This window comes from Rhodococcus opacus (assembly GCF_012396235.1).
Taxonomy (GTDB): Bacteria; Actinomycetota; Actinomycetes; order Mycobacteriales; family Mycobacteriaceae; genus Rhodococcus_F; species Rhodococcus_F opacus.
Genome location: NZ_JAAXPA010000002.1, coordinates 210,680 through 229,578 on the forward strand (window position 1 = coordinate 210,680; position 18,899 = coordinate 229,578).

Sequence of the window (18,899 nt, forward strand, 5' to 3'; positions counted from 1 at the left end):
CTCGCCCTACCTGCCCGGCGCCGCGGACTTCCGGAGGATCGCTCACACCGGATGTGCTGATTCAGCGCGTCACAAAGACAGGGTTACAGACTCGGAGTATGTTTATGCCCACACCTCAGTACCTCTTGTCTTGAATTGCAAGTGTGCGGTAACTTCTCGAAGGGTTCGCTGGATAGTCGCTGACGACGGCTTCCGGTGCGGAACGTGAGACTGGCGAAGACTGGAGCAGGGGGATCGATGTCTGGTGGTTCTGTCTTGTCGATCCCCGAGTCCCGTATCGGGTGCGACGTGGTGACGGTCGGGCATGTGAGAAGCAGCGTCGAGCGGTTCGGCGACCGCTATCTGACGAGAATCTTCACGCCCCACGAATTGGAAACCTGCGAAGGACCTGCGCGGGCCCAACGGCTGGCCGCCCGGTTCGCGGCCAAGGAGGCCGTGGTCAAGGTGTTGCGACCCGGGGACGTCGCCTTGCCGTGGCAGTCCATCGAGATCCGGCGCGAGAGCTGGGGCGGATGCGGAGTGCGCTTGTCCGGCAACGCGTCGGCCCTCGCCGAGCGGCAGGGGCTCGGCGGATTCGACGTCTCGATCTCGCACGAGGCCGACGTCGCGATCGCGATGGTCACCGCGTTCCGGCTCGGCACCCCACCCCATCACCAAGGAGAACGCCACCCATGAGCGAGCAGACCATCCGCAAGGTTCTCGGCGACCACGCCCGGTTGTCCGCCGATGCCGCGAGCATCGCCGTCGGGGCCGATCTCTACGAACTGGGTTTGACGTCGCACGCGAGCGTCAACGTCATGCTGGCGCTGGAGGATTCGTTCGACATCGAGTTTCCCGATGAGCTGCTGCGCAAGAGCACGTTCGCGAGTGTGGATTCCATTCGGGGCGCACTCGTCGAACTCGGAGTGGCATGAGTATCGCCCTCGCGAGCGGCACCGGGATCGAGTCCGGGCAGTCGTGGGGACCGGCGGCGCGAGCCGAGAGAGTCGTGGCCGAGGTGGCCGCGCGCTGGGCCGTCGACGTCGATCGGGACGCGCGTTTCCCGCAGGAAGCGATCGACGCACTCCGGGACCAGCGGTTGCTCTCGTGTGCCGTTCCCGCGGAACTGGGGGGCGAAGGCGCGACGCTTCACGAACTGTGCACGATCGCCCGGACCCTCGGGCGCCACTGCGCCGCGACGGCGATGGTGTTCGCGATGCACCAGACCCAGATCCTCTCGCTCGTACGGCATCCGGGTGGCGACGGCGTCACCGCCTTCCTGCGTGACGCGGTCGCCGGTCGGTACCTGCTGGCATCGGCGACGACGGAACTGGGCATCGGGGGCGACGTCCGGCGCAGCACGTGCGCGGTGGAGCAGTCCGGCGGGGTGGTGTCGCTGGTCAAGAATGCCCCCGTGATCTCCTACGGCGAGTACGCCGACGCGATCCTCGCCACCGCGCGACGCACCCCCGACAGCCCGCCGAGCGACCAGGTGCTCGTCATCTGCCGCCGTGCCGACGTGACGCTCGAGCGCACCGGTGACTGGAACACGCTGGGACTGCGCGGAACCTGCAGCCCCGGTTTCGTGCTGCGTGCCACCACCAGCCCCGACCTCGTCGTCGCCGATCCCTACGCGGAGATCTCGGCGGCGACGATGCTCCCGGTATCGCACTCGGTGTGGTCGGCCGTGTGGCTCGGCATCGCCGACGCCGCGGTGGAGAAGGCGCGCCGGTACGTGCGAGCGGCAGCGCGTAAGCAGCCGGGCGTGGCCTCGCCCGCGGCGTCGCGTCTCGCCGAGGCGGCCGCTGTGCACCAGCAGTTCTCGGACATCGTGTTCGCGGCGGCCCGCCGGTTCGACGACGCCGATGCGGCACCCGCCGGTTCGCCGGAGGCCGAAGTCGCGGGTGGAGTGGGCTATTCGCTGGCGATGAACAACCTGAAGGTGACGGCGTCGACCCTGGCTGTCGATCTGGTCGGCAGAGCCCTGCTGATCTGCGGGATCGCCGGCTACCGGGAAGACACGGAGTACTCGCTCGGCCGGCACCTGCGCGATGCGCACGGGGCGGCCGTCATGGTCAACAACGATCGAATCATGGCCAACTCGGCGCAGATGGCCACGGCATACCGGGGGACGATATGAGCACGGATACAGCAGTGGAGCGGGAAGAGACGAGCGAACTCGAGCGGGCCCGGCGTGCGTTCCGGGCGGAACTGCTGGACGCCGGACTCCTGGTGGACACGTCCGTCGCCGGCCTCTACGGACGGTCGGGATTGTTCGAGGACATCGTCGACGGCATCGACGCGGTCGTGCGGGCAGCAGGGCCGGGCGCGTCCGCGGCCCGATTCCGGTTTCCTCCGGTGTTCCCCCGCACCAGTTTCGAGCGCACCGACTACATCGCGTCGTTCCCCAATCTGACCGGGGCGATCAACACGTTCACCGGCACCAACGCCGAGCACGCCCAACTGCTCGCGGCGCGAGCCGACGGCGAGAGCTGGGACAAGTGGCTCGAACCGGCCGACACAATGCTGGTGTCGGCGGCGTGCCACCCCGCGTACCCGATGTTCACGGGTGTGTTGCCGGACGGCGGTGCGCTGCTCGACGTGTACGGCTACTGCTTCCGGCACGAGCCGGCGTTCGATCCCGCCCGTATGCAGGCGTTCCGGATGCACGAGTTCGTGCGGATCGGCACGGCGGACCAGGCCGCGACGCACCGTGATTCGTGGATCGAGCGCGGGCTCGAGGTGCTGTCCGACCTGTGGCTGGACGCCACGCCGGTGGTCGCCAACGACCCGTTCTTCGGCAGGGTCGGACGCATGCTCGCCGCCAACCAGCGCGAGGAGAACCTCAAGACCGAGCTCACGGTGCGCCTGTACGGCGATCTCGACGAGGGGACCGCCGTCGTCTCGTGCAACTGCCATCAGGACCACTTCGGTGTCACGTTCGACATCGCCACCGCAGACGGCGGCGTCGCCCACAGTGCGTGCGTGGGATTCGGGATGGAACGCATCGCGCTCGCGATGCTGCGGACCCACGGCATCGACCCGTCACGCTGGCCGAGTGCGGTGAAATCCCGGATGTCGCTGTGACGTCCCGGTTGATCGGCATCTCGCCGGACGGATACGAACCGCACACCATCCACTCCGGCGAGCGGACGTGGACCGAGACCAACTGCTACCTCGACCTGTGGGTGGAGGTACTCCACTCGCTCGGGCTCGATCCGGTGCCCGCCGCCGCGTGCGCGTTCGGGGCCCGGTTCGACGGATCGCAGTGGACATTCCTGAAGTTCAAGCCGGAGGATCTGTTCGCGCTGTACGGGATCGACGTGGGGGAGATGAACGTCTGGCGCCGGGTCCTCGACCACGTCGAGGACAATCTCGCTGCGGGAATGCTGTCGACCGTCGAGGTGGATGCCCACTGGCTCCCGGACACGGTGGGCACCGGTTACCGCGAGAGTCACACCAAGACGACGATCGTCGCGAACTACATCGACCGGGAGGCCGGTGTGCTCGAGTATTTCCACAACAGCGGGTATCACCGGTTGGCCGGGGACGACTTTCGCGGATTGTTCGGGCTCGACGTCGCCGGATCGGCGACCTTCACCCCCTACATGGAGCAGGTCCGGTTCGACGGGGACCCGGGGTACCGGCCGGCGCGCTTCGAGGCGGTACTGCGCCATCATCTCGCCACCCGACCGGACGGGAATCCGGTGCGTGATCTCGGTGAGCGGGTGGTCGCCGACGTGCCCTGGATCCGCGACGCGGGCATCGACACCTTTCACCTGTGGACGTTCGGGGTGTTGCGGCAGTGCGGTGCCACCGCGGAATTGGCCGCCGACGTCTGCGAGTACCTCGAGCGCAACGGGTTCGCGAGGGCGGCGGCGTTCGCGCCGGGCTTCCGGGCGGTGGCGCAGGGCGCGAAGAGCGTGCAGTTCCAGATGGCTCGGGCCGCTCGCGGACGCAGTGTCGACCCGTCGGCTCAACTCGACGGCATGGCCGAGGCGTGGGAACGGTCGGTGGGCGGCGTGGCGCGAGTGGTCGGACGCGAGTAGTGGATCTTCTCACCGGTGCTCGGTGGCGTTGTGTGGCAACGGAACCGGGATCGGTCACCGATCCCTCGGGCCTGGCTTGTGTGCCGGGTCCGTGGTACCACGCGCAGGTGCCGGGCACCGCGGCAGGCGCGATCCGGGCGATCGACGGCGCTGCGGCGGCGCGCGCGGCGAAGACCGATGCGGTGGACTGGTGGTTCGTCACCGACGTGTCCGGCGACGGCCCGGGCCCGTGGCGTCTCGAGTTCGACGGCCTCGCCTCGCATGCGGAGGTGTGGGCCGGTGACGACCTCGTCCTGTCGTCGGAGTCGATGTTCGTGCCGGCCGCGGTCGAACTCGCTCTCCGCCCCGGCGCGGTCACGCTGGCGATCCGCTTTCCGTCGCTCGATGCCGCGCTGTGCCGCCGACGGCCACGCGGACGCTGGCGGTCGTCGCTGGTGAGCGCGCAGGGACTGCGCTGGATTCGCACGAGCCTGCTCGGTCGCGCCCCGGTCTTCGGCGGTGTGCCGGCCCCGGTGGGTCCGTGGCGGGCGGCGCGTCTGCACGACGGCGCCGCCCCTGTCCTGTCGGACCGTCACGTGGTCACCACCGTGGAGGCCGGCGCGGGCGTACTGGACCTCGCCGTGCGCGTGCACCGCTCGGCCGGGCCGGCGCCTGTCGTGCGGCTCGGCGACCTCACCGTGGACGCGACAATCGTGGACTCCGGGTCCGGCGCGCAGGAGGTCCGCGCTCACCTGCGCGTCCCCGACGTCCGGTTGTGGTGGCCGCACACCCACGGCATCCCCGCGACGTATCCGCTGAGCGTCGTCCTGGGGGAGCACGTCGTCGACCTGGGTGCGGTCGGATTCCGCACCGTGTGCGCGGCGCGCGGCGACGGCGGATTCCGGCTGTCGGTCAACGGCGTCGACGTGTACTGCCGCGGTGCCGTCTGGACGCCGGTGGATCCGGTCGGGCTGGGCGGCCGGGATCAGACACGGGCCACCCTCGAGCGGGTGGTCGAGGCCGGCCTGAACATGGTCCGCGTGCCGGGCACGGCGGTGTACGAGGACGCCGCATTCTGGGACGACTGTGCCGAACTCGGTGTCATGGTGTGGCAGGACGCCATGCTGTCGACGTTCGACCCGCCCGACGACCAGCCGTTCCTGGACCTGCTGACCGCGGAGGTCGAGGCGGTGCTGCGGCCGCTGTCCGGGAACCCCGCGCTCACCGTGTTCAGCGGAGGCAGCGAGACCGAACAGCAACCGGCAATGCTCGGACTCGCGGCGCCGCACATGACGGCGGTGCACGACGTGATCCCGGCGGTGGTCGGTACGACGGCGCCGGGGGTGGTGCCGGTGTCGTCGACACCGACCTCGCCGCCGGGCGGCGATGCGCTCGCAACCCACGTGGGGACGGGTATCGCGCACTACTTCGGTGTCGGGGGCTACCGGCTTCCGCCGTCCGACGTCCGCCAGGCCCGGGTGCGGTTCGCCGCCGAATGCCTCGCATTCTCGATCCCCCCGTCGGACGCGGCGATCGAGGCCGAGTTCGGCAGCCTCGCGGCGGCCGGCCACCATCCACGGTGGAAGGCGGCCGTGCCGCGGGACAACGGGGCGTCCTGGGACTTCGAGGACGTCCGCGATCACTACGTGCGGACGCTGTTCGGCGAGGAACCGTCGACGGTCCGCTGGAGCGACCCCGAGCGGTACCTCGCCCTCGGTCGGGCCGCCGTCTGCGAGGTGTTCGCGGCGACTCTCGGTTACTGGCGACGGCCCGATTCGGGATGCGACGGCGCCCTGGTGCTCGCGCTACGCGACCTCGAACCCGGCGCCGGGTGGGGGCTGCTCGACTCCGACGGCAGGCCCAAGGCGCCGTGGTTCGTGATGCGGCGGATGTCGCTGCCGGTCGCCGTCCTCCTCGCCGAGGACGGACTGGACGGACTGCGGATCGACGCGGTCAACGACTCCGACAACACGGTCGTGGGGGAGTTACGGGTGCAAGTGCACACCCGCACGGGTGCCCGGGCGTTCGACGTCACCGAACTGGTGACCCTCGCCGGGCACGCGGCCCGCCAGTGGTCGCTCGACATGGTGCTCGGGCGTTTCACCGACGCGACACACGTCCACCGCTTCGGCCCCCGCGGCTACGAGAGCGTGACCGTCACCCTGTCGAGCGAGGGCGGTGTCGTCGCCGAGTCCGTGCACCTCGTCGGCGGACCTGCACGGGCCCTCGAACGCACCGTCGGCCTGACGGCGGTGGCGCGGCAGGCGGCGCCTGGGGACTGGGTCGTCGACGTCGGAACCGACGGCGCTGCCCAGTACGTCCACCTCGAACTCCGCGGCTTCGAACCGGCGGACTCCTGGTTCCACCTGCCGCCCGGCGGAGCACGGATCGTGCCGGTGCGCAGGACCGGGACAGCGGACGCGGTGACCGGGCACGTGCGGGCGCTGAACTCGGTGGCCGTCGCACCGGTCGTGCAGGTCTGCACCTGATACGGACCCCGGTCCGTCCGTGTGCGATATCGACTAGGCTGGCTCAGTCCGCAACTGGCCGCTCGTCCCGGCCCGAGCTGTTCGCCGGCAGTTCGTCATCACTGCTCAGGAGTGCGTCGTTGTCTTCCCCGCTCATCGCTGCCGAGCCCTCGTCCGACACCCCGCTCGCCGGTCTGGCGAAGATCGCGCTGGGCGACGCCGTCATCGCGCAGGTGACCGAGGCGCTCGGGCGGCATCACCTCGACATCGTCGCGCCCGCACCCGCCCGGCCGTTCGTGGCCGCGGCTCTCGCCGAGCGCACCCATCTGCTGCTGGTCACCGCGACCGGTCGCGAGGCCGACGACCTCACCGCCGAACTGCAGGAGATGATCGGCGACGCCGTGGCGCAGTTCCCGTCGTGGGAGACGCTGCCGCACGAACGGCTGTCGCCGAGCGCCGACACGGTCGGTCGCCGCGTGGAGGTGCTCCGCAGACTCGCGCGCCCGGACGACCGCTCGTACGGGGCTCCGCTCCAGGTCATCGTCACCACTGTCCGTTCGCTGGTGCAACCCATGGCCCCCGGTCTCGGTGAGATCGAACCCGTCACGCTGCGCGTGGGTGTCGAGCACGACTTCGACGGGCTGATCCAGCGGCTCGTCGAAATGGCGTACACGCGCGTCGACATGGTGGGCAAGCGCGGCGAGTTCGCCGTCCGCGGCGGCATCCTGGACCTGTTCTCACCCACCGCGGATCATCCCGTGCGCGTCGAATTCTGGGGCGACGAGGTCACCGAGTTGCGCGCGTTCTCCGTCGCGGATCAGAGGTCGCTGCCCGAACTCGATATCGACGCCGTGATCGCCCCGCCGTGCCGCGAACTGCTGCTCACCGAGGACGTCCGCGACCGCGCCGCGCAGCTCGCGGTCGACAACCAGGCCGACGCCGCGCTCGTCGAGATGCTCGACAAGATGTCGGCCGGCATCCCGGTGGAGGGCATGGAGGCACTGCTGCCCGTGCTGCGGCCGGGGCAACTCCAGTTGCTCACCGACGTGCTGCCCGAGAGCGCACACGTGCTGCTGTGCGATCCGGAGAAGATCCGGACGCGCGCCACCGACCTGGTGCGCACCGGTCAGGAGTTCCTCGAGGCGTCGTGGACGGCGGCCTCGATCGGCGGCGCCGTCCCGCTCGACACCTCGGTGCTGAAGGGCGACGGCATCGACCTCGGCGCCTCCGCCTACCGCTCGCTCAGCCAGGTCCGTAAATCCGCGGAGACCACGGGTCTGCCGTGGTGGACGCTGAGCCCGCTCGCGTCCGGCAACGGCGAGGAACTGGAGCTGGCGGTCACGCCGGCACCGCAGATCCGCGGTTCCGACGACCTGCTGTCGGAACTGTTCGTGAGCCTGCGCGCCCACGTCACCACCGGCGGGCGGGCCGTCATCGTGGTCGCGGGCGCCGGCACAGCGCATCGCGTCCTCGAGCGTCTGCGCGAGGCCGAGGTACCCGCGGCGGAACTCGCGCCCGGTACCGAGCCCCCGCGGGGCCAGGTCGGGGTGCTGCGCGGTTCGCTCCACGACGGCCTGGTCTTCCCCGGCGACGCCTCCACCGCCGGACTCGTCATCGTCACGGAGGCCGATCTCACCGGCAACCGGGTGGCCGCGGTCGGCGACGGCAAGAGGCTGCCGGCGAAGCGCCGCAACCAGGTGGACCCGCTCGCTCTGACCGCCGGGGACATGGTGGTGCACGACCAGCACGGCATCGGACGATTCGTCGAGATGGTCGAACGCACCATCGGCGGCGCGCGGCGCGAGTACCTCGTGATCGAGTACGCCGCCAGCAAGCGCGGACACCCGGGCGACCGTCTGTTCGTTCCCATGGAGTCGCTCGACCAGCTGTCGCGGTACGTCGGCGGCGAGCTGCCCGCGCTGAGCAAGCTCGGCGGTTCCGACTGGGCCAACACCAAACGCAAGGCGCGCAAGGCGGTTCGTGAGATCGCCGGTGAACTCGTCCAGCTGTACGCGGCGCGGCAGGCCGCACCCGGTCATGCGTTCGGCCCGGACACCCCGTGGCAGAAGGAGATGGAGGACGCCTTCGCGTTCACCGAGACCCACGACCAGCTGACGGTCATCAGCGAGGTCAAGGCCGACATGGAGAAGGCGGTCCCGATGGACCGCGTCGTCATCGGCGACGTCGGCTACGGCAAGACCGAGATCGCGGTGCGCGCGGCATTCAAGGCCGTGCAGGACGGCAAGCAGGTGGCGGTCCTGGTGCCGACGACGCTGCTCGCTCAGCAGCACCTGCAGACGTTCACCGAGCGCATGGCGGCGTTCCCGGTGACGGTGCGCGGGCTCTCCCGCTTCACGGATGCGGGGGACTCCAAGGAGATCATCGCCGGCATGGCGGACGGCGAGATCGACGTCGTCGTCGGCACGCACCGGTTGCTGCAGACCGGGATCCGGTGGAAGGACCTGGGCCTCGTCATCGTCGACGAGGAACAGCGCTTCGGTGTGGAACACAAGGAGCACATCAAGGCGCTGCGCACCCACGTGGACGTTCTCACGATGTCGGCCACGCCGATCCCGCGAACGCTGGAGATGAGCATGGCGGGCATCCGCGAGATGTCCACGATCCTCACGCCGCCGGAGGAGCGGCACCCCATCCTCACCTATGTCGGCGCGTACGCCGACAAGCAGGTGGCCGCGGCCATCCGACGGGAACTGCTCCGCGACGGGCAGGTGTTCTACGTCCACAACCGGGTCAGCTCGATCGACAAGTCGGCCCAGCGGATCCGCGACCTCGTCCCCGAGGCGCGGGTCGTGGTGGCGCACGGGCAGATGAACGAGGACACGCTCGAGCGGACCGTGCAGGGCTTCTGGGAACGTGACTACGACGTGCTGGTGTGCACCACCATCATCGAGACGGGTCTCGACATCTCCAACGCCAACACGCTCATCGTCGAACGCGCCGATTCCCTCGGCCTGTCGCAGCTGCACCAGTTGCGCGGTCGCGTCGGGCGTAGCCGGGAACGCGGCTACGCGTACTTCCTGTACCCGCCGGAGAAGCCGCTCACGGAGACGGCCTACGACCGCCTCGCGACCATTTCGCAGAACTCCGACCTCGGTGCCGGCATGGCGGTCGCGATGAAGGACCTCGAGATCCGCGGCGCCGGAAACGTGCTGGGCGCCGAGCAGTCCGGTCACGTCGCGGGTGTCGGGTTCGACCTGTACGTGCGGCTGGTGGGGGAAGCGGTCGAGGCGTTCCGGGCGGCCGCCGACGGCAAGCCGATCACGACGGAGGACGCTCCGAAGGAGGTCCGTATCGACCTGCCCGTCGACGCGCACATCCCTCCCGATTACGTCACCAGCGACCGTCTCCGGCTCGAGGGGTACCGCAAGCTCGCGGCGGCCACCGAACTCGACGGCATCACGGCCGTGGTCGACGAACTCGTCGACCGGTACGGACCGCTCCCCGAGGAGGTCCGCCGACTGGTTTCGGTGGCCAAGCTGCGCCTGCTGGCCCGCGAGTACGGACTCGAGGAAATCGCCGTGGTCGGGACGCAGCTGAAGATCGCGCCGATGGCCCTGCCCGACTCGAAGCAGTTGCGTCTCAAGCGGATCTACCCGAGCGCGCAGTACCGTGCCACCACCGGGATGGTGCAGCTGCCGCTGCCCCGGGCAGGGTCGGGCGGAATAGGCGCGGAGCGGGTGCGGGACGTGGAGTTGCTGCAGTACATTGCCGATTTCGTGCTCGCGCTGGACGGCAAGGCTGCCGGGTCCGTGGTGATGGAGGCCTGACCCGATGACGGTGGTCCTGCTCGATCCGTTGCGGCCCACGACGCTCCCGATGCAGGCCGTCGGGGTGGTCGGTGACGGAGTGGAGTTCACCGACGAGGTACCCGAAGCCGTGCGGACGTTGCTGACCGAAGCACCTGGGGCCGCCGTCCTGGTCAGTACCGATCCCGACCACCCCACTGTGCGCGAGTGGGTGGCGTCGGGGTCCCGGGTCATCGCGGCACCGAAGGTCCCGGGCGACAACCTCGTCGAGGCCGCCGAGGTGATGGATCGACTGTGGAGTTACGGCGGCTGGGAAGTGACGCAGACGCACCGCACCCTGTCGCACTACCTCGTCGAGGAGACGTACGAGGTGCTCGACGCGATCGAGTCGTCCGAACCCGGCGATCTCCGGGAAGAACTCGGAGACCTGCTGCTGCAGGTCCTGTTCCATTCGCGAATCGCGTCGGCGTCGGGCAATTTCGACGTGGACGACGTAGCCGCGACCCTGGTGGCCAAGCTCGTGCACCGCAGCCCCCACCTCGGGGAAGATGTCGTCGGGCCGATCGACATCGCGGAGCAGGAACGGGCATGGGAGATCCGGAAGGCGGCGGAGAAGGCGCGGAGTTCCTGCCTCGACGGCGTCGCGATGAGCCAGCCCGCGGCGTCCCTCGCGGCGAAGGTGATCGCCCGCGCGCGCAAGGCCGGCCTGCCGTCCGAACTCGTGCCCGTCGAGCTCGAGTCCGGTCTGGTAGCTGAGGCGGAGGCCGAGACGAGACTCCGGGCGGCGACGCACGCGTTCATCACCCGGATCCGGGTAGCCGAGAATGCGGCGCGTGCACAGGGGAAGTCCTCGCTCGGAGCAGCGGACTGGACGGGTCACTGGCCGTCGTGAGGGCGGCCGTTCCACGCGATCGTTTCGGTTTGCCGAAATGTAACTGAGTTTTACATCACTTCGGGTTAACGGGTGCGCTCGAAACAAACTTGAGATAGGTTTACCCCTGCAAAGAAGACCTATGGTCGAAAACATTGAAGTTTTCTGAACTGCGGGGGTTCGAACGGTCTCTGCTTCCTTTGCACGCTGCACGTGGTGAGGACATCACTCCAGACAAGGGGTGGTCAGTGCTCGCATGGGACGACTGTGATGCTGCCGGGCGATTCGCCCGACGAGGAGAGACGGACAAATGAGCCTGTACACGCCTGATCGCCTGGAACCCTCCGACGGTACCGACGTCGTGGGCGTCGACCAACGCAATGGCGAAGACAACGGTCGCAACGACGGGGACGGGTCGCAGCGGCCGACGGTCACGGTCGTCGTGCCTGCCATGAACGAAGCCAAGAATCTCCCGCACGTGGCCGCGCGGATGCCGGCCGACATCGACGAGATCGTGTTCGTCGACGGACATTCCGTCGACGACACCGTCGAGGTGGCCAAGAGCCTGTGGCCTGACGCCACGGTCGTGACGCAGAGCCGAAAGGGCAAGGGCAATGCCTTGGCCTGCGGTTTCCTCGCCTCCACGTCGGACATCATCGTGATGATCGACGCCGACGGATCCACCGACCCGGCCGAGATCCCGCTGTTCGTCGGGGCTCTCGTGGCAGGCGCGGACTTTGCGAAGGGAACCCGCTTCGCCGCCGGCGGCGGAAGCTCGGACATCACGTTCAGCAGAAAGCTCGGCAACAAGGCGTTGAACGTCATCGTCAACCTCAAGTTCGGGGCCTCGTTCAGCGATTTGTGCTACGGCTACAACGCATTCTGGCGCCACCACGTCCCGGTGATGGCATTGCCGTCCGTCGATGCGACCGAGGCGCAATGGGGCGACGGCTTCGAGATCGAGACACTCATCAACGTGCGGGTCGCCAACGCGGGCCTGAAGATCACCGAGGTGCCGAGTTTCGAACAGGACCGCATCCACGGCGAGAGCAATCTCAACGCGGTACGTGACGGGCTCCGGGTGCTGCGCACCATCAGGAGCGAACAGCGCGTCTCCGCAGCGGACGTGTTCCCGGCCCCCGTCTCGCGAGGCTGAGCAACCATGACGGTGTCCACACTCGTGTCCTGCTCCGTCGTGATCTGCGCCTACACCACCGAACGGTGGACCGACCTGTGTGCCGCAGTCGACTCGGTGCTCACGCAGAACGTGCCCGTGCTCGAGGTCCTGGTGGTGATCGACCACTCCGAGGAACTGTTCTCGCGTGCCGAACGGCACTTCGTAGAGCAGACCCGGGTGACCGTGCTGCGTAACTCCGGGTCGAGGGGGCTCTCCGGAGCCCGCAACACGGGCGTGCGCGCGGCGCGCGGCGACATGATCGCGTTCCTCGACGACGATGCGCGCGCCGAACCCGACTGGTACCGGGTGTCCGCCGCCCACTACTCCGACCCCGACGTGCTCGGTGTGGGGGGATTCGCGAGTCCCGTCTGGCCCTCGGACCGCCCCGTGTGGATGCCCGCCGAGTTCGACTGGGTGGTCGGCTGCAGCTACGTCGGCCAGCCGACACGTATCGAGCCGGTGCGGAACTTCATCGGCTGCAACATGTCTCTGCGGCGCACGGTGTTCGACGCCGTCAACGGGTTCAGCGACGGGATCGGCCGGGTCGGGACGACGCCGGTCGGGTGCGAGGAGACCGAACTCTGCATCCGGATCCGCGCCCACCAGCCCTCTGCGCAGCTGCTGTTCGACCCCGCGATGAAGGTGGCGCATCGCGTCAGCGACGACCGCACCACGTTCCGCTACTTCCTCTCGCGCTGCTTCCACGAGGGCATGTCGAAAGCGCTGGTCTCCGATCTCGTCGGGGCCGGCGACGCGCTCAGCAGCGAACGGGCGTACACCGCGCGTGTACTCCCGCGAGCCGTCGTCACGGGAATCGCCTCCCCGCGGCACGGCGGACTGGCCCGGGCCGGTGCTGTGGTCGCGGGGCTCACGGCGACCACTGCCGGCTACGTCCGGGGTCTCGTCGGTCTGCGATCGAAGCGGGTGACGGCATGACCGGGACACTCGATCGCCGGATCGACCTCGTGCCCGCTCTCGTGAGTGATCAGGCACCGACGTGGGACGGGGCCGTCTGGGTCGGCGAACTACGCGGACCCGTGCAAGACGACACCGAATACCGGCTGGAGCGAGCCGAGGGGTATCGGCGTGCCCGGCTGCTCGTGCGAGAAGAGCGCACCCTGCTGGGATTCGTCGAGCTGGACATCGAGGACGGCGGACTCGACGCCGCCGCACTGCGGCGCGCATCGGATGGGCTACTGCCGGGAGCGGTGGCCGAAAGCGCCGCCGCCACCGACGCATCCGGCCCTTCCGTTACCGTGGTGGTGTGCACCCGGGACCGGGTAGACAGCCTGAAGGTCGCCCTGGAATCGATCCTGTCGCTCGACCATCCCGACTACGACGTGATCGTGGTCGACAACGCATCCCGCACGGATGCCACGCAGCGGTACGTCACCGAACTCGGCGACCCCCGTGTGCGCGTCGTGGCCGAGCCCCGCCCGGGCCTGTCCCGGGCGCGCAATGCGGGCGTCCGCGCGGCGAACGCGGAGATCGTCGCCTTCACCGACGACGACGTCGTCGTCGACCCGCACTGGCTCACCGAACTCGTCGCCGGATTCGGCGCCGGTAATGCGGTGGCGTGCGTGTGCGGGATCGTCCCGAGCGGGGAGATCCGCACACCCGCGCAGGCGTACTTCGATCAGCGGGTGGGGTGGGCGAGTTGCTGCGTCCCACGGTTGTTCGACCTCGCGCACCCGCCCGTCGACGTGCCGCTCTTCCCGTTCCAGGTCGGCGTCTACGGCACCGGTGCGAATTTCGCGGTCGATCGGCAGGCCGTGTTCGCGCTGGGTGGTTTCGACGAAGCGCTCGGGGCGGGAGCCCCTACCGACGGTGGCGAAGACCTCGACATGTTCTTCCGCGTACTGCACTCCGGGCGGCAGCTGGCGTACCGGCCCGGGGCGGTCGTGTGGCATCGGCACCGGGCGGACAACGAGGCGCTCGCCGTCCAGGCGCGCGGCTACGGACTCGGACTCGGCGCCTGGCTGGCCAAGATCGCCGTCGACCCCCGCACCGCCTGGCTCGCAGCGCGCATCGCCGTGCGGCAGGCGCCGACGTTTCTCCGTCTGTCGCGGAAGATGTCCCGCGTCGCCACCCCTCCGGACAGTCTCGCCGACGACCTTCCCGTGGGGATCGGAGCCACCGAGCTGCGGTCCATCGCGCGTGGTCCGTTCGCCTATCTGATGGCCCGAGTGGAGGGCCGGGCTCCGGCACCGCTGAGGGGGATGACCAATGACGGCCCATCCTGATCTCGCCCGCCGCACCGACGGCACCCGGTTCGCCACCTGGTTCGGACCGGAGGACGCGCCGCTGTTCGGCGTCGTCGATCTTCCCGCGGACGGCCGCTGCCGCGGTGCCGTCGTCCTCTGCCCGCCGATCGGCAAGGAACAGGTCGACGCGTATCGCGGAATGGTGTATCTCGCCCAGCAATTGCGGGCTCGCGGTCTACTGGTGTTGCGGTTCGACTACCGCGGCACCGGTGACTCGCCGGGCGCCCAGGACGATTCCGACGCGGTCGCCGGATGGCTCGACAGCATCCGGAGGGCCGTCGATTTCGTGCGCAGCTGCGGCATCACGGACGTCGGACTGGTCGGCCTCCGGGTCGGCGCCCTGCTCGCCGCACAGGTCGCCGCGACGTGCGGTCCGGTGCGGGCCGTAACCTTGTGGGACCCGGTGGTGCGCGGCCGCGCCTACCTGCGCAAGCAGACCGCGCTCCACCGGATGGTGGTCGGTCCCGAGGGCGCGGACGATCCGCGGATCACCCTCATCGGTGCGGTGCTCGCACCGGCCGCGGCTACAGCACTGTCGGCGATGACTCTGCGAGCGGCCACCCCGCCGCCGGGCGCGAAGGTCCTGATGGCGTTGCGGGAGAGCGAGGTCGATTCCGTCGGGATGCGTGAGGCCGTCGCGTCCTGGAACGCCGAGAACTTCTCGGTTCACGACTACGAATCGTTCCTCGAGCCGCCGGACTTCGTGGTCCGGCTCCCGTTCGGCGACATCGACCGGATCGCCGACTGGATGTCCGCGTCCTTCGGCGACCAGCACACCGGTGCGGCACTCGATCTCCGCACCACCGCCGTCGTGGATCGGACCGTCGACGGAAGGCACGTCGTCGAGACTCTGGGCTTCGCGGGAGCATCCGAACTCTTCACGATCCGAACGTCCGTCGCGGCCGAGCGGGGTGTGACGCCCAACCCTGCGGCACCGACGGTGATCTTCCACGGCACCGCCAACGAGCACCGCGTCGGCCCGGTCCGGCTGTGGGCCGAGACGGCGCGCGAACTCGCTGCCCACGGGATCGTCAGCGTCCGCTTCGATCGTCGCGGCACCGGCGACACCGGCACCGTGCAGCACGGCGAATGCACCACCATCTACACGGACGAATCCCGGGTCGACGCCGTCGACATCATCTCCGTCAGCGGTGCGCAGCCCGAATCGGCTGTGCTCGTGGGCATGTGTTCGGGGGCGTGGAACTCGAGCTACGCCGCCCTCCGGCGTCCCGTCCGGGCGGTGGTCCTCGTCAACATGGCGGACTGGACCATCACCCGTCAGGCGTTCGTGAAGCAGTCGACGATGGGCGCCGACCGGAAATCTCTGAAGGGTGCAGCGCTCGCGCTGCTCCACCGGCACGCGGCGACAGCGAAAAAGTACCTGCGGGTGTGGATGCCGTACCGCGGCTGGTTGTGGCTGGGCCGGGCCGGGTTGCTGCAGGTGCCGGAGGTCATGCTCGCTCCGCTGAACGAGCGTGGCGTGCACACCACCGTTCTGCTTTCACCGATCGACTACGCCGCGTTCGTCGAGAACCAGGGCGAGCGCAGCCTTCGCCGGCTCCGGCGCGCCGGCTGGAACGGCCGCCTGGTGACGTACCCGTCCGGCGATCACTCGCTGTACAGCACCGCCCTGCGGGACAGGGTCCTGCGGGACGTCCTCGCCACCACGCTCGGTGAACTGACCGTGGGCTCTGTCGACGACGCCCGTGACGATTCCCGGCCGGAGTTGGTCGGGTAGCCATGGGATCCCCGACAGCGACGCAGTCGCAACTACGCGCGAAGCACCGTGCCGAGCAGCCACCGCGCTCCGCGGGGCGGAATCTGCAGCTCAACTCGATGGCCCTGATGCTGTCGAGTGTCGTCACCGGTGTACTGGGCCTCGCCTTCTGGGGCGCGGCCGCGCGCTTGTTCCCCGCCGATCAGGTGGGCGTGGCGTCCGCTCTCATCTCGACGGCGATCATGCTGTCGACGCTGTCGAATCTCAGCCTCGGCTCGATGTTCGAGCGCTTCCTGCCCGTGGCGGGCCACCGCGCGGGACCGTTGCTGGTCAAGGGTTTCGCCGCCGTGGCCACGCTGGCCTTCGTGTCGGCCGTCGGGCTCATCGTCCTCGGTCCGCGGGACACGCTGTTCGAGAACAACCTGGAAATCGCGATCTATCCGGTGTTCGTCGTCGTCCTCGCGCTCTTCGCTCTTCAGGACCAGACCGTCTCCGGGCTGGGCGTGGCCCGCTGGGCGGCGTCGAAGAACGTCTTCCACGCACTGGCCAAACTGCTCGCGGTCGTGGTGCTCGCGGCGTCGGGGTCGGCGCTCGCCATCGTCGCGTCCTGGGGGGTCACCGCGGCGCTCGCCGTGGTGGTCGTGTTGACGTCGATGGGCCTGCGCATCCGGTCCGACCCGCGATACCGGCAGGTACCCGCGCTGCCCTCCAACAAGGAACTCGGAGTGTACTTCGGTTCCTCGTACGGCATTTCGGCGCTGGGGGCCATCGCCCCGCTCGTCGTCCCGCTGATCGTCGTCACCCGGGTCGGCACCGCGGCGAACGCGTACTTCGCGGTGACCTGGTCGATCGTCAGCGCCCTCTACATCATGGTGAACCTCATGGTGGGCCCGTTCGTCGCCGAGGCCGCCGCCCATCCGGACAAGATCGTCAGCCTGTCGCGCCGGTTCGTCCGCACCATTGCCGTGGTCGCGGTGGTGGGCGGATTCGGGCTGGCCTTCGTCGCGCCGCCCGCACTCGGATTCATCGGTGACGAATACCGTGTGGAAGGAACGCCTCTGCTCCATCTCGCCGCGGTGTTCGTGCCTCTCACCGTCATCGGCGCCGTCTACGACGGTCTCGCGCGGGTGTACCGCCGGCTGACCCTCGCCGTCGTCACCCAGTGCCTGGCCACGGTGGTCATCATCGTCGGCAGCCTGGTCTTCAGCGCGTCGATCGGGGTCGCGGGTGTGGGCTGGGCGTATCTCGCCGCCGAGACGCTCACCGCCGTGATCCTCGCAGGACCGCTCATCTCCTGGCTCCGCCGACTCCAGAACCGCGCCAAGTGGGAGCGGTGGCTGGCGAAGAAGAGCGTGAACCAGAAACCGATGTGGCAGGTGTCCGATGTCGACGCATAGAGCGAGTTCCCGCGACCTGATGCGCAGCGGGAGCCGGATGATCACCGCGATCGGTCCCGTCCGACTGCCGAGCATCGGCGAGATCCGGGACACGCTGACCCTGCTCGCGCACGCGGGCGGGCGGCACACCCCGATCGGTCTCGTCCCGGCCCCCGGATCACGCCGGTGGGAGCACCGACCGCAGGACTTCCTCGGGCAGGTACGGGAACTCGAACCCTGTACCCGGGAGGAGGTGCCGCAGTTGCTGACCCGGCTGGCACGGTCGGGTGCGTCCGCACACGCGCTGAACGTCGCGGTCGCGGGCGATTTCCTCCTCCTCGACATCTCCCACGGACTCGGCGACGGCAGGCTCGCGCTGTCTCTCGTCCGCGCCGTCGCCGGTGGACGCACCGGGACGCCAGTTCCGGAATGGGCGCGGACACGGGACAGCGCACTGCCGCTCGCACGCGCCCTGACCCGGACCTTCGCGTCGACCCCCACACGTGTCGCGACGCTTCTCGAGTCCCGGCCACCTGCCACACACGGTTCCGGATCGGCCGGGGTGGTCGTGCCGTGGCACCGCGCGCCCACCGCGGTCATCGCGTCCACAGCGTCCGGGACCACCGCAGAACTGCGTCGCTGGCGGGATCGGGAAATGCCCCGGGCGTCGGTGTCGTCGTTGCTGTTCGCGGCCGTCGCGCGGGCGATGCGGAGTCATGGACTGGCTGTCGACGACACGGTCGACGTCCTCTTCGACTGCCGCCGATACCTTCCCGAGGCTGCGACGGTGAACGGCAACTTCGCCGCCCTGGTGCGCTTCTCGCTCTCGGACCCGGGTGATGCCGCCGAGATGAGTGCGGTGATCGCGCAGGCCACGGCGTCGGGCCGGCCGCTCGCCTCGCTCGCACTCAGCACCGCCACGTTCCGCAGGCGGGTGCGTGCCGGCAGTGCGCACGCGCAGGCCACCCACGTTCCTGCGGACCCCCTGGCGCGGCTCGTGTACTCCGACATGGGAGAGGCCGCACTGCTGGCCGACCTCGACTGGACCGACGAGCCCGGCCGGCGTCTCGTCACCGCACTGAGCGAACCGGCCGACCCTGCATCGATCGTCTTCAACTCGGTGCGCCACGGTTCCGAACTGGACGTGTCGGCGTCGCTGCACGACAACGTCTTCGACCCCGAACTCGTCCGCACCGCACTCGCGGACGCACTGTGCGACCCACTGTCTCTACTGTCTCGAAGGATGTTCTGA

14 protein-coding genes are annotated in these 18,899 nt (G+C 69.3%); all 14 read left to right on the forward strand.

All coding sequences use genetic code 11. The features are described 5' to 3' along the window. Positions 1-237 precede the first annotated feature (237 nt). The 14 genes from acpS (at position 238) to HGB39_RS03045 (ending at position 18,899) form a co-directional block, all read left to right on the forward strand. Positions 238-675, forward strand: coding sequence for a holo-ACP synthase (gene acpS / locus HGB39_RS02980; RefSeq protein ID WP_039952695.1), 438 nt, complete (start codon positions 238-240; stop codon positions 673-675). Next, positions 672-914, forward strand: a complete 243-nt coding sequence (locus tag HGB39_RS02985; RefSeq protein ID WP_005568608.1) for an acyl carrier protein — start codon at positions 672-674, stop codon at positions 912-914. The genes acpS and HGB39_RS02985 overlap by 4 nt, the downstream gene beginning before the upstream one ends. After that, complete coding sequence (locus tag HGB39_RS02990) at positions 911-2,119, forward strand: acyl-CoA dehydrogenase family protein (protein WP_005568606.1); 1,209 nt, start codon at positions 911-913, stop codon at positions 2,117-2,119. Before HGB39_RS02985 ends, HGB39_RS02990 begins: the two co-directional genes overlap by 4 nt. Next, complete coding sequence (locus HGB39_RS02995; protein ID WP_043790621.1) at positions 2,116-3,066, forward strand: amino acid--[acyl-carrier-protein] ligase; 951 nt, start codon at positions 2,116-2,118, stop codon at positions 3,064-3,066. The genes HGB39_RS02990 and HGB39_RS02995 overlap by 4 nt, the downstream gene beginning before the upstream one ends. After that, entirely contained in the window at positions 3,063-4,028 is a 966-nt protein-coding gene (locus HGB39_RS03000; protein WP_005568603.1) for a DUF1839 family protein, read from the forward strand. The genes HGB39_RS02995 and HGB39_RS03000 overlap by 4 nt, the downstream gene beginning before the upstream one ends. A gap of 32 nt (positions 4,029-4,060) precedes the next feature. Next, positions 4,061-6,496: a glycoside hydrolase family 2 protein gene (locus HGB39_RS03005; protein WP_248949738.1), complete on the forward strand. Its 2,436-nt coding sequence runs from the start codon at positions 4,061-4,063 to the stop codon at positions 6,494-6,496. Positions 6,497-6,615: 119 nt separating this feature from the next. After that, the gene (gene mfd, locus HGB39_RS03010) at positions 6,616-10,263 is read left to right on the forward strand and encodes a transcription-repair coupling factor (protein ID WP_005573378.1); all 3,648 of its coding nucleotides are present in this window, start codon (positions 6,616-6,618) and stop codon (positions 10,261-10,263) included. A 4-nt stretch (positions 10,264-10,267) separates the two neighbouring features. Next, positions 10,268-11,134 carry a nucleoside triphosphate pyrophosphohydrolase gene (locus tag HGB39_RS03015; protein WP_005573377.1) on the forward strand — a complete coding sequence of 289 codons (867 nt, stop codon included), beginning with the start codon at positions 10,268-10,270 and terminating at the stop codon, positions 11,132-11,134. A 289-nt stretch (positions 11,135-11,423) separates the two neighbouring features. Next, positions 11,424-12,269 carry a glycosyltransferase family 2 protein gene (locus tag HGB39_RS03020; protein ID WP_005573376.1) on the forward strand — a complete coding sequence of 282 codons (846 nt, stop codon included), beginning with the start codon at positions 11,424-11,426 and terminating at the stop codon, positions 12,267-12,269. A 6-nt stretch (positions 12,270-12,275) separates the two neighbouring features. Further along, on the forward strand, positions 12,276-13,226 hold the full coding sequence (locus HGB39_RS03025) for a glycosyltransferase family 2 protein (protein WP_005573375.1): 951 nt from the start codon (positions 12,276-12,278) through the stop codon (positions 13,224-13,226). Next, entirely contained in the window at positions 13,223-14,533 is a 1,311-nt protein-coding gene (locus HGB39_RS03030) for a glycosyltransferase (RefSeq protein ID WP_005573374.1), read from the forward strand. Before HGB39_RS03025 ends, HGB39_RS03030 begins: the two co-directional genes overlap by 4 nt. Beyond that, on the forward strand, positions 14,517-16,292 hold the full coding sequence (locus HGB39_RS03035) for an alpha/beta fold hydrolase (RefSeq protein WP_005573373.1): 1,776 nt from the start codon (positions 14,517-14,519) through the stop codon (positions 16,290-16,292). The genes HGB39_RS03030 and HGB39_RS03035 overlap by 17 nt, the downstream gene beginning before the upstream one ends. A 2-nt stretch (positions 16,293-16,294) precedes the next feature. Beyond that, complete coding sequence (locus HGB39_RS03040; RefSeq protein ID WP_005573372.1) at positions 16,295-17,668, forward strand: lipopolysaccharide biosynthesis protein; 1,374 nt, start codon at positions 16,295-16,297, stop codon at positions 17,666-17,668. Then, entirely contained in the window at positions 17,655-18,899 is a 1,245-nt protein-coding gene (locus HGB39_RS03045) for a hypothetical protein (protein ID WP_052024083.1), read from the forward strand. Before HGB39_RS03040 ends, HGB39_RS03045 begins: the two co-directional genes overlap by 14 nt.

Excerpts from the sequence above, each read along its gene's own strand:
- HGB39_RS03015 (WP_005573377.1), top strand. The coding sequence starts at position 10,268 with ATGACGGTGGTCCTGCTCGATCCGTTGCGGCCCACGACGCTCCCGATG.
- HGB39_RS02985 (WP_005568608.1), top strand. The coding sequence starts at position 672 with ATGAGCGAGCAGACCATCCGCAAGGTTCTCGGCGACCACGCCCGGTTG.
- HGB39_RS03045 (WP_052024083.1), top strand. The coding sequence starts at position 17,655 with ATGTCGACGCATAGAGCGAGTTCCCGCGACCTGATGCGCAGCGGGAGC.
- HGB39_RS03035 (WP_005573373.1), top strand. The coding sequence starts at position 14,517 with ATGACGGCCCATCCTGATCTCGCCCGCCGCACCGACGGCACCCGGTTC.
- HGB39_RS02995 (WP_043790621.1), top strand. The coding sequence starts at position 2,116 with ATGAGCACGGATACAGCAGTGGAGCGGGAAGAGACGAGCGAACTCGAG.
- HGB39_RS03030 (WP_005573374.1), top strand. The coding sequence starts at position 13,223 with ATGACCGGGACACTCGATCGCCGGATCGACCTCGTGCCCGCTCTCGTG.
- acpS (WP_039952695.1), top strand. The coding sequence starts at position 238 with ATGTCTGGTGGTTCTGTCTTGTCGATCCCCGAGTCCCGTATCGGGTGC.
- HGB39_RS03025 (WP_005573375.1), top strand. The coding sequence starts at position 12,276 with ATGACGGTGTCCACACTCGTGTCCTGCTCCGTCGTGATCTGCGCCTAC.
- HGB39_RS02990 (WP_005568606.1), top strand. The coding sequence starts at position 911 with ATGAGTATCGCCCTCGCGAGCGGCACCGGGATCGAGTCCGGGCAGTCG.
- HGB39_RS03020 (WP_005573376.1), top strand. The coding sequence starts at position 11,424 with ATGAGCCTGTACACGCCTGATCGCCTGGAACCCTCCGACGGTACCGAC.
- HGB39_RS03040 (WP_005573372.1), top strand. The coding sequence starts at position 16,295 with ATGGGATCCCCGACAGCGACGCAGTCGCAACTACGCGCGAAGCACCGT.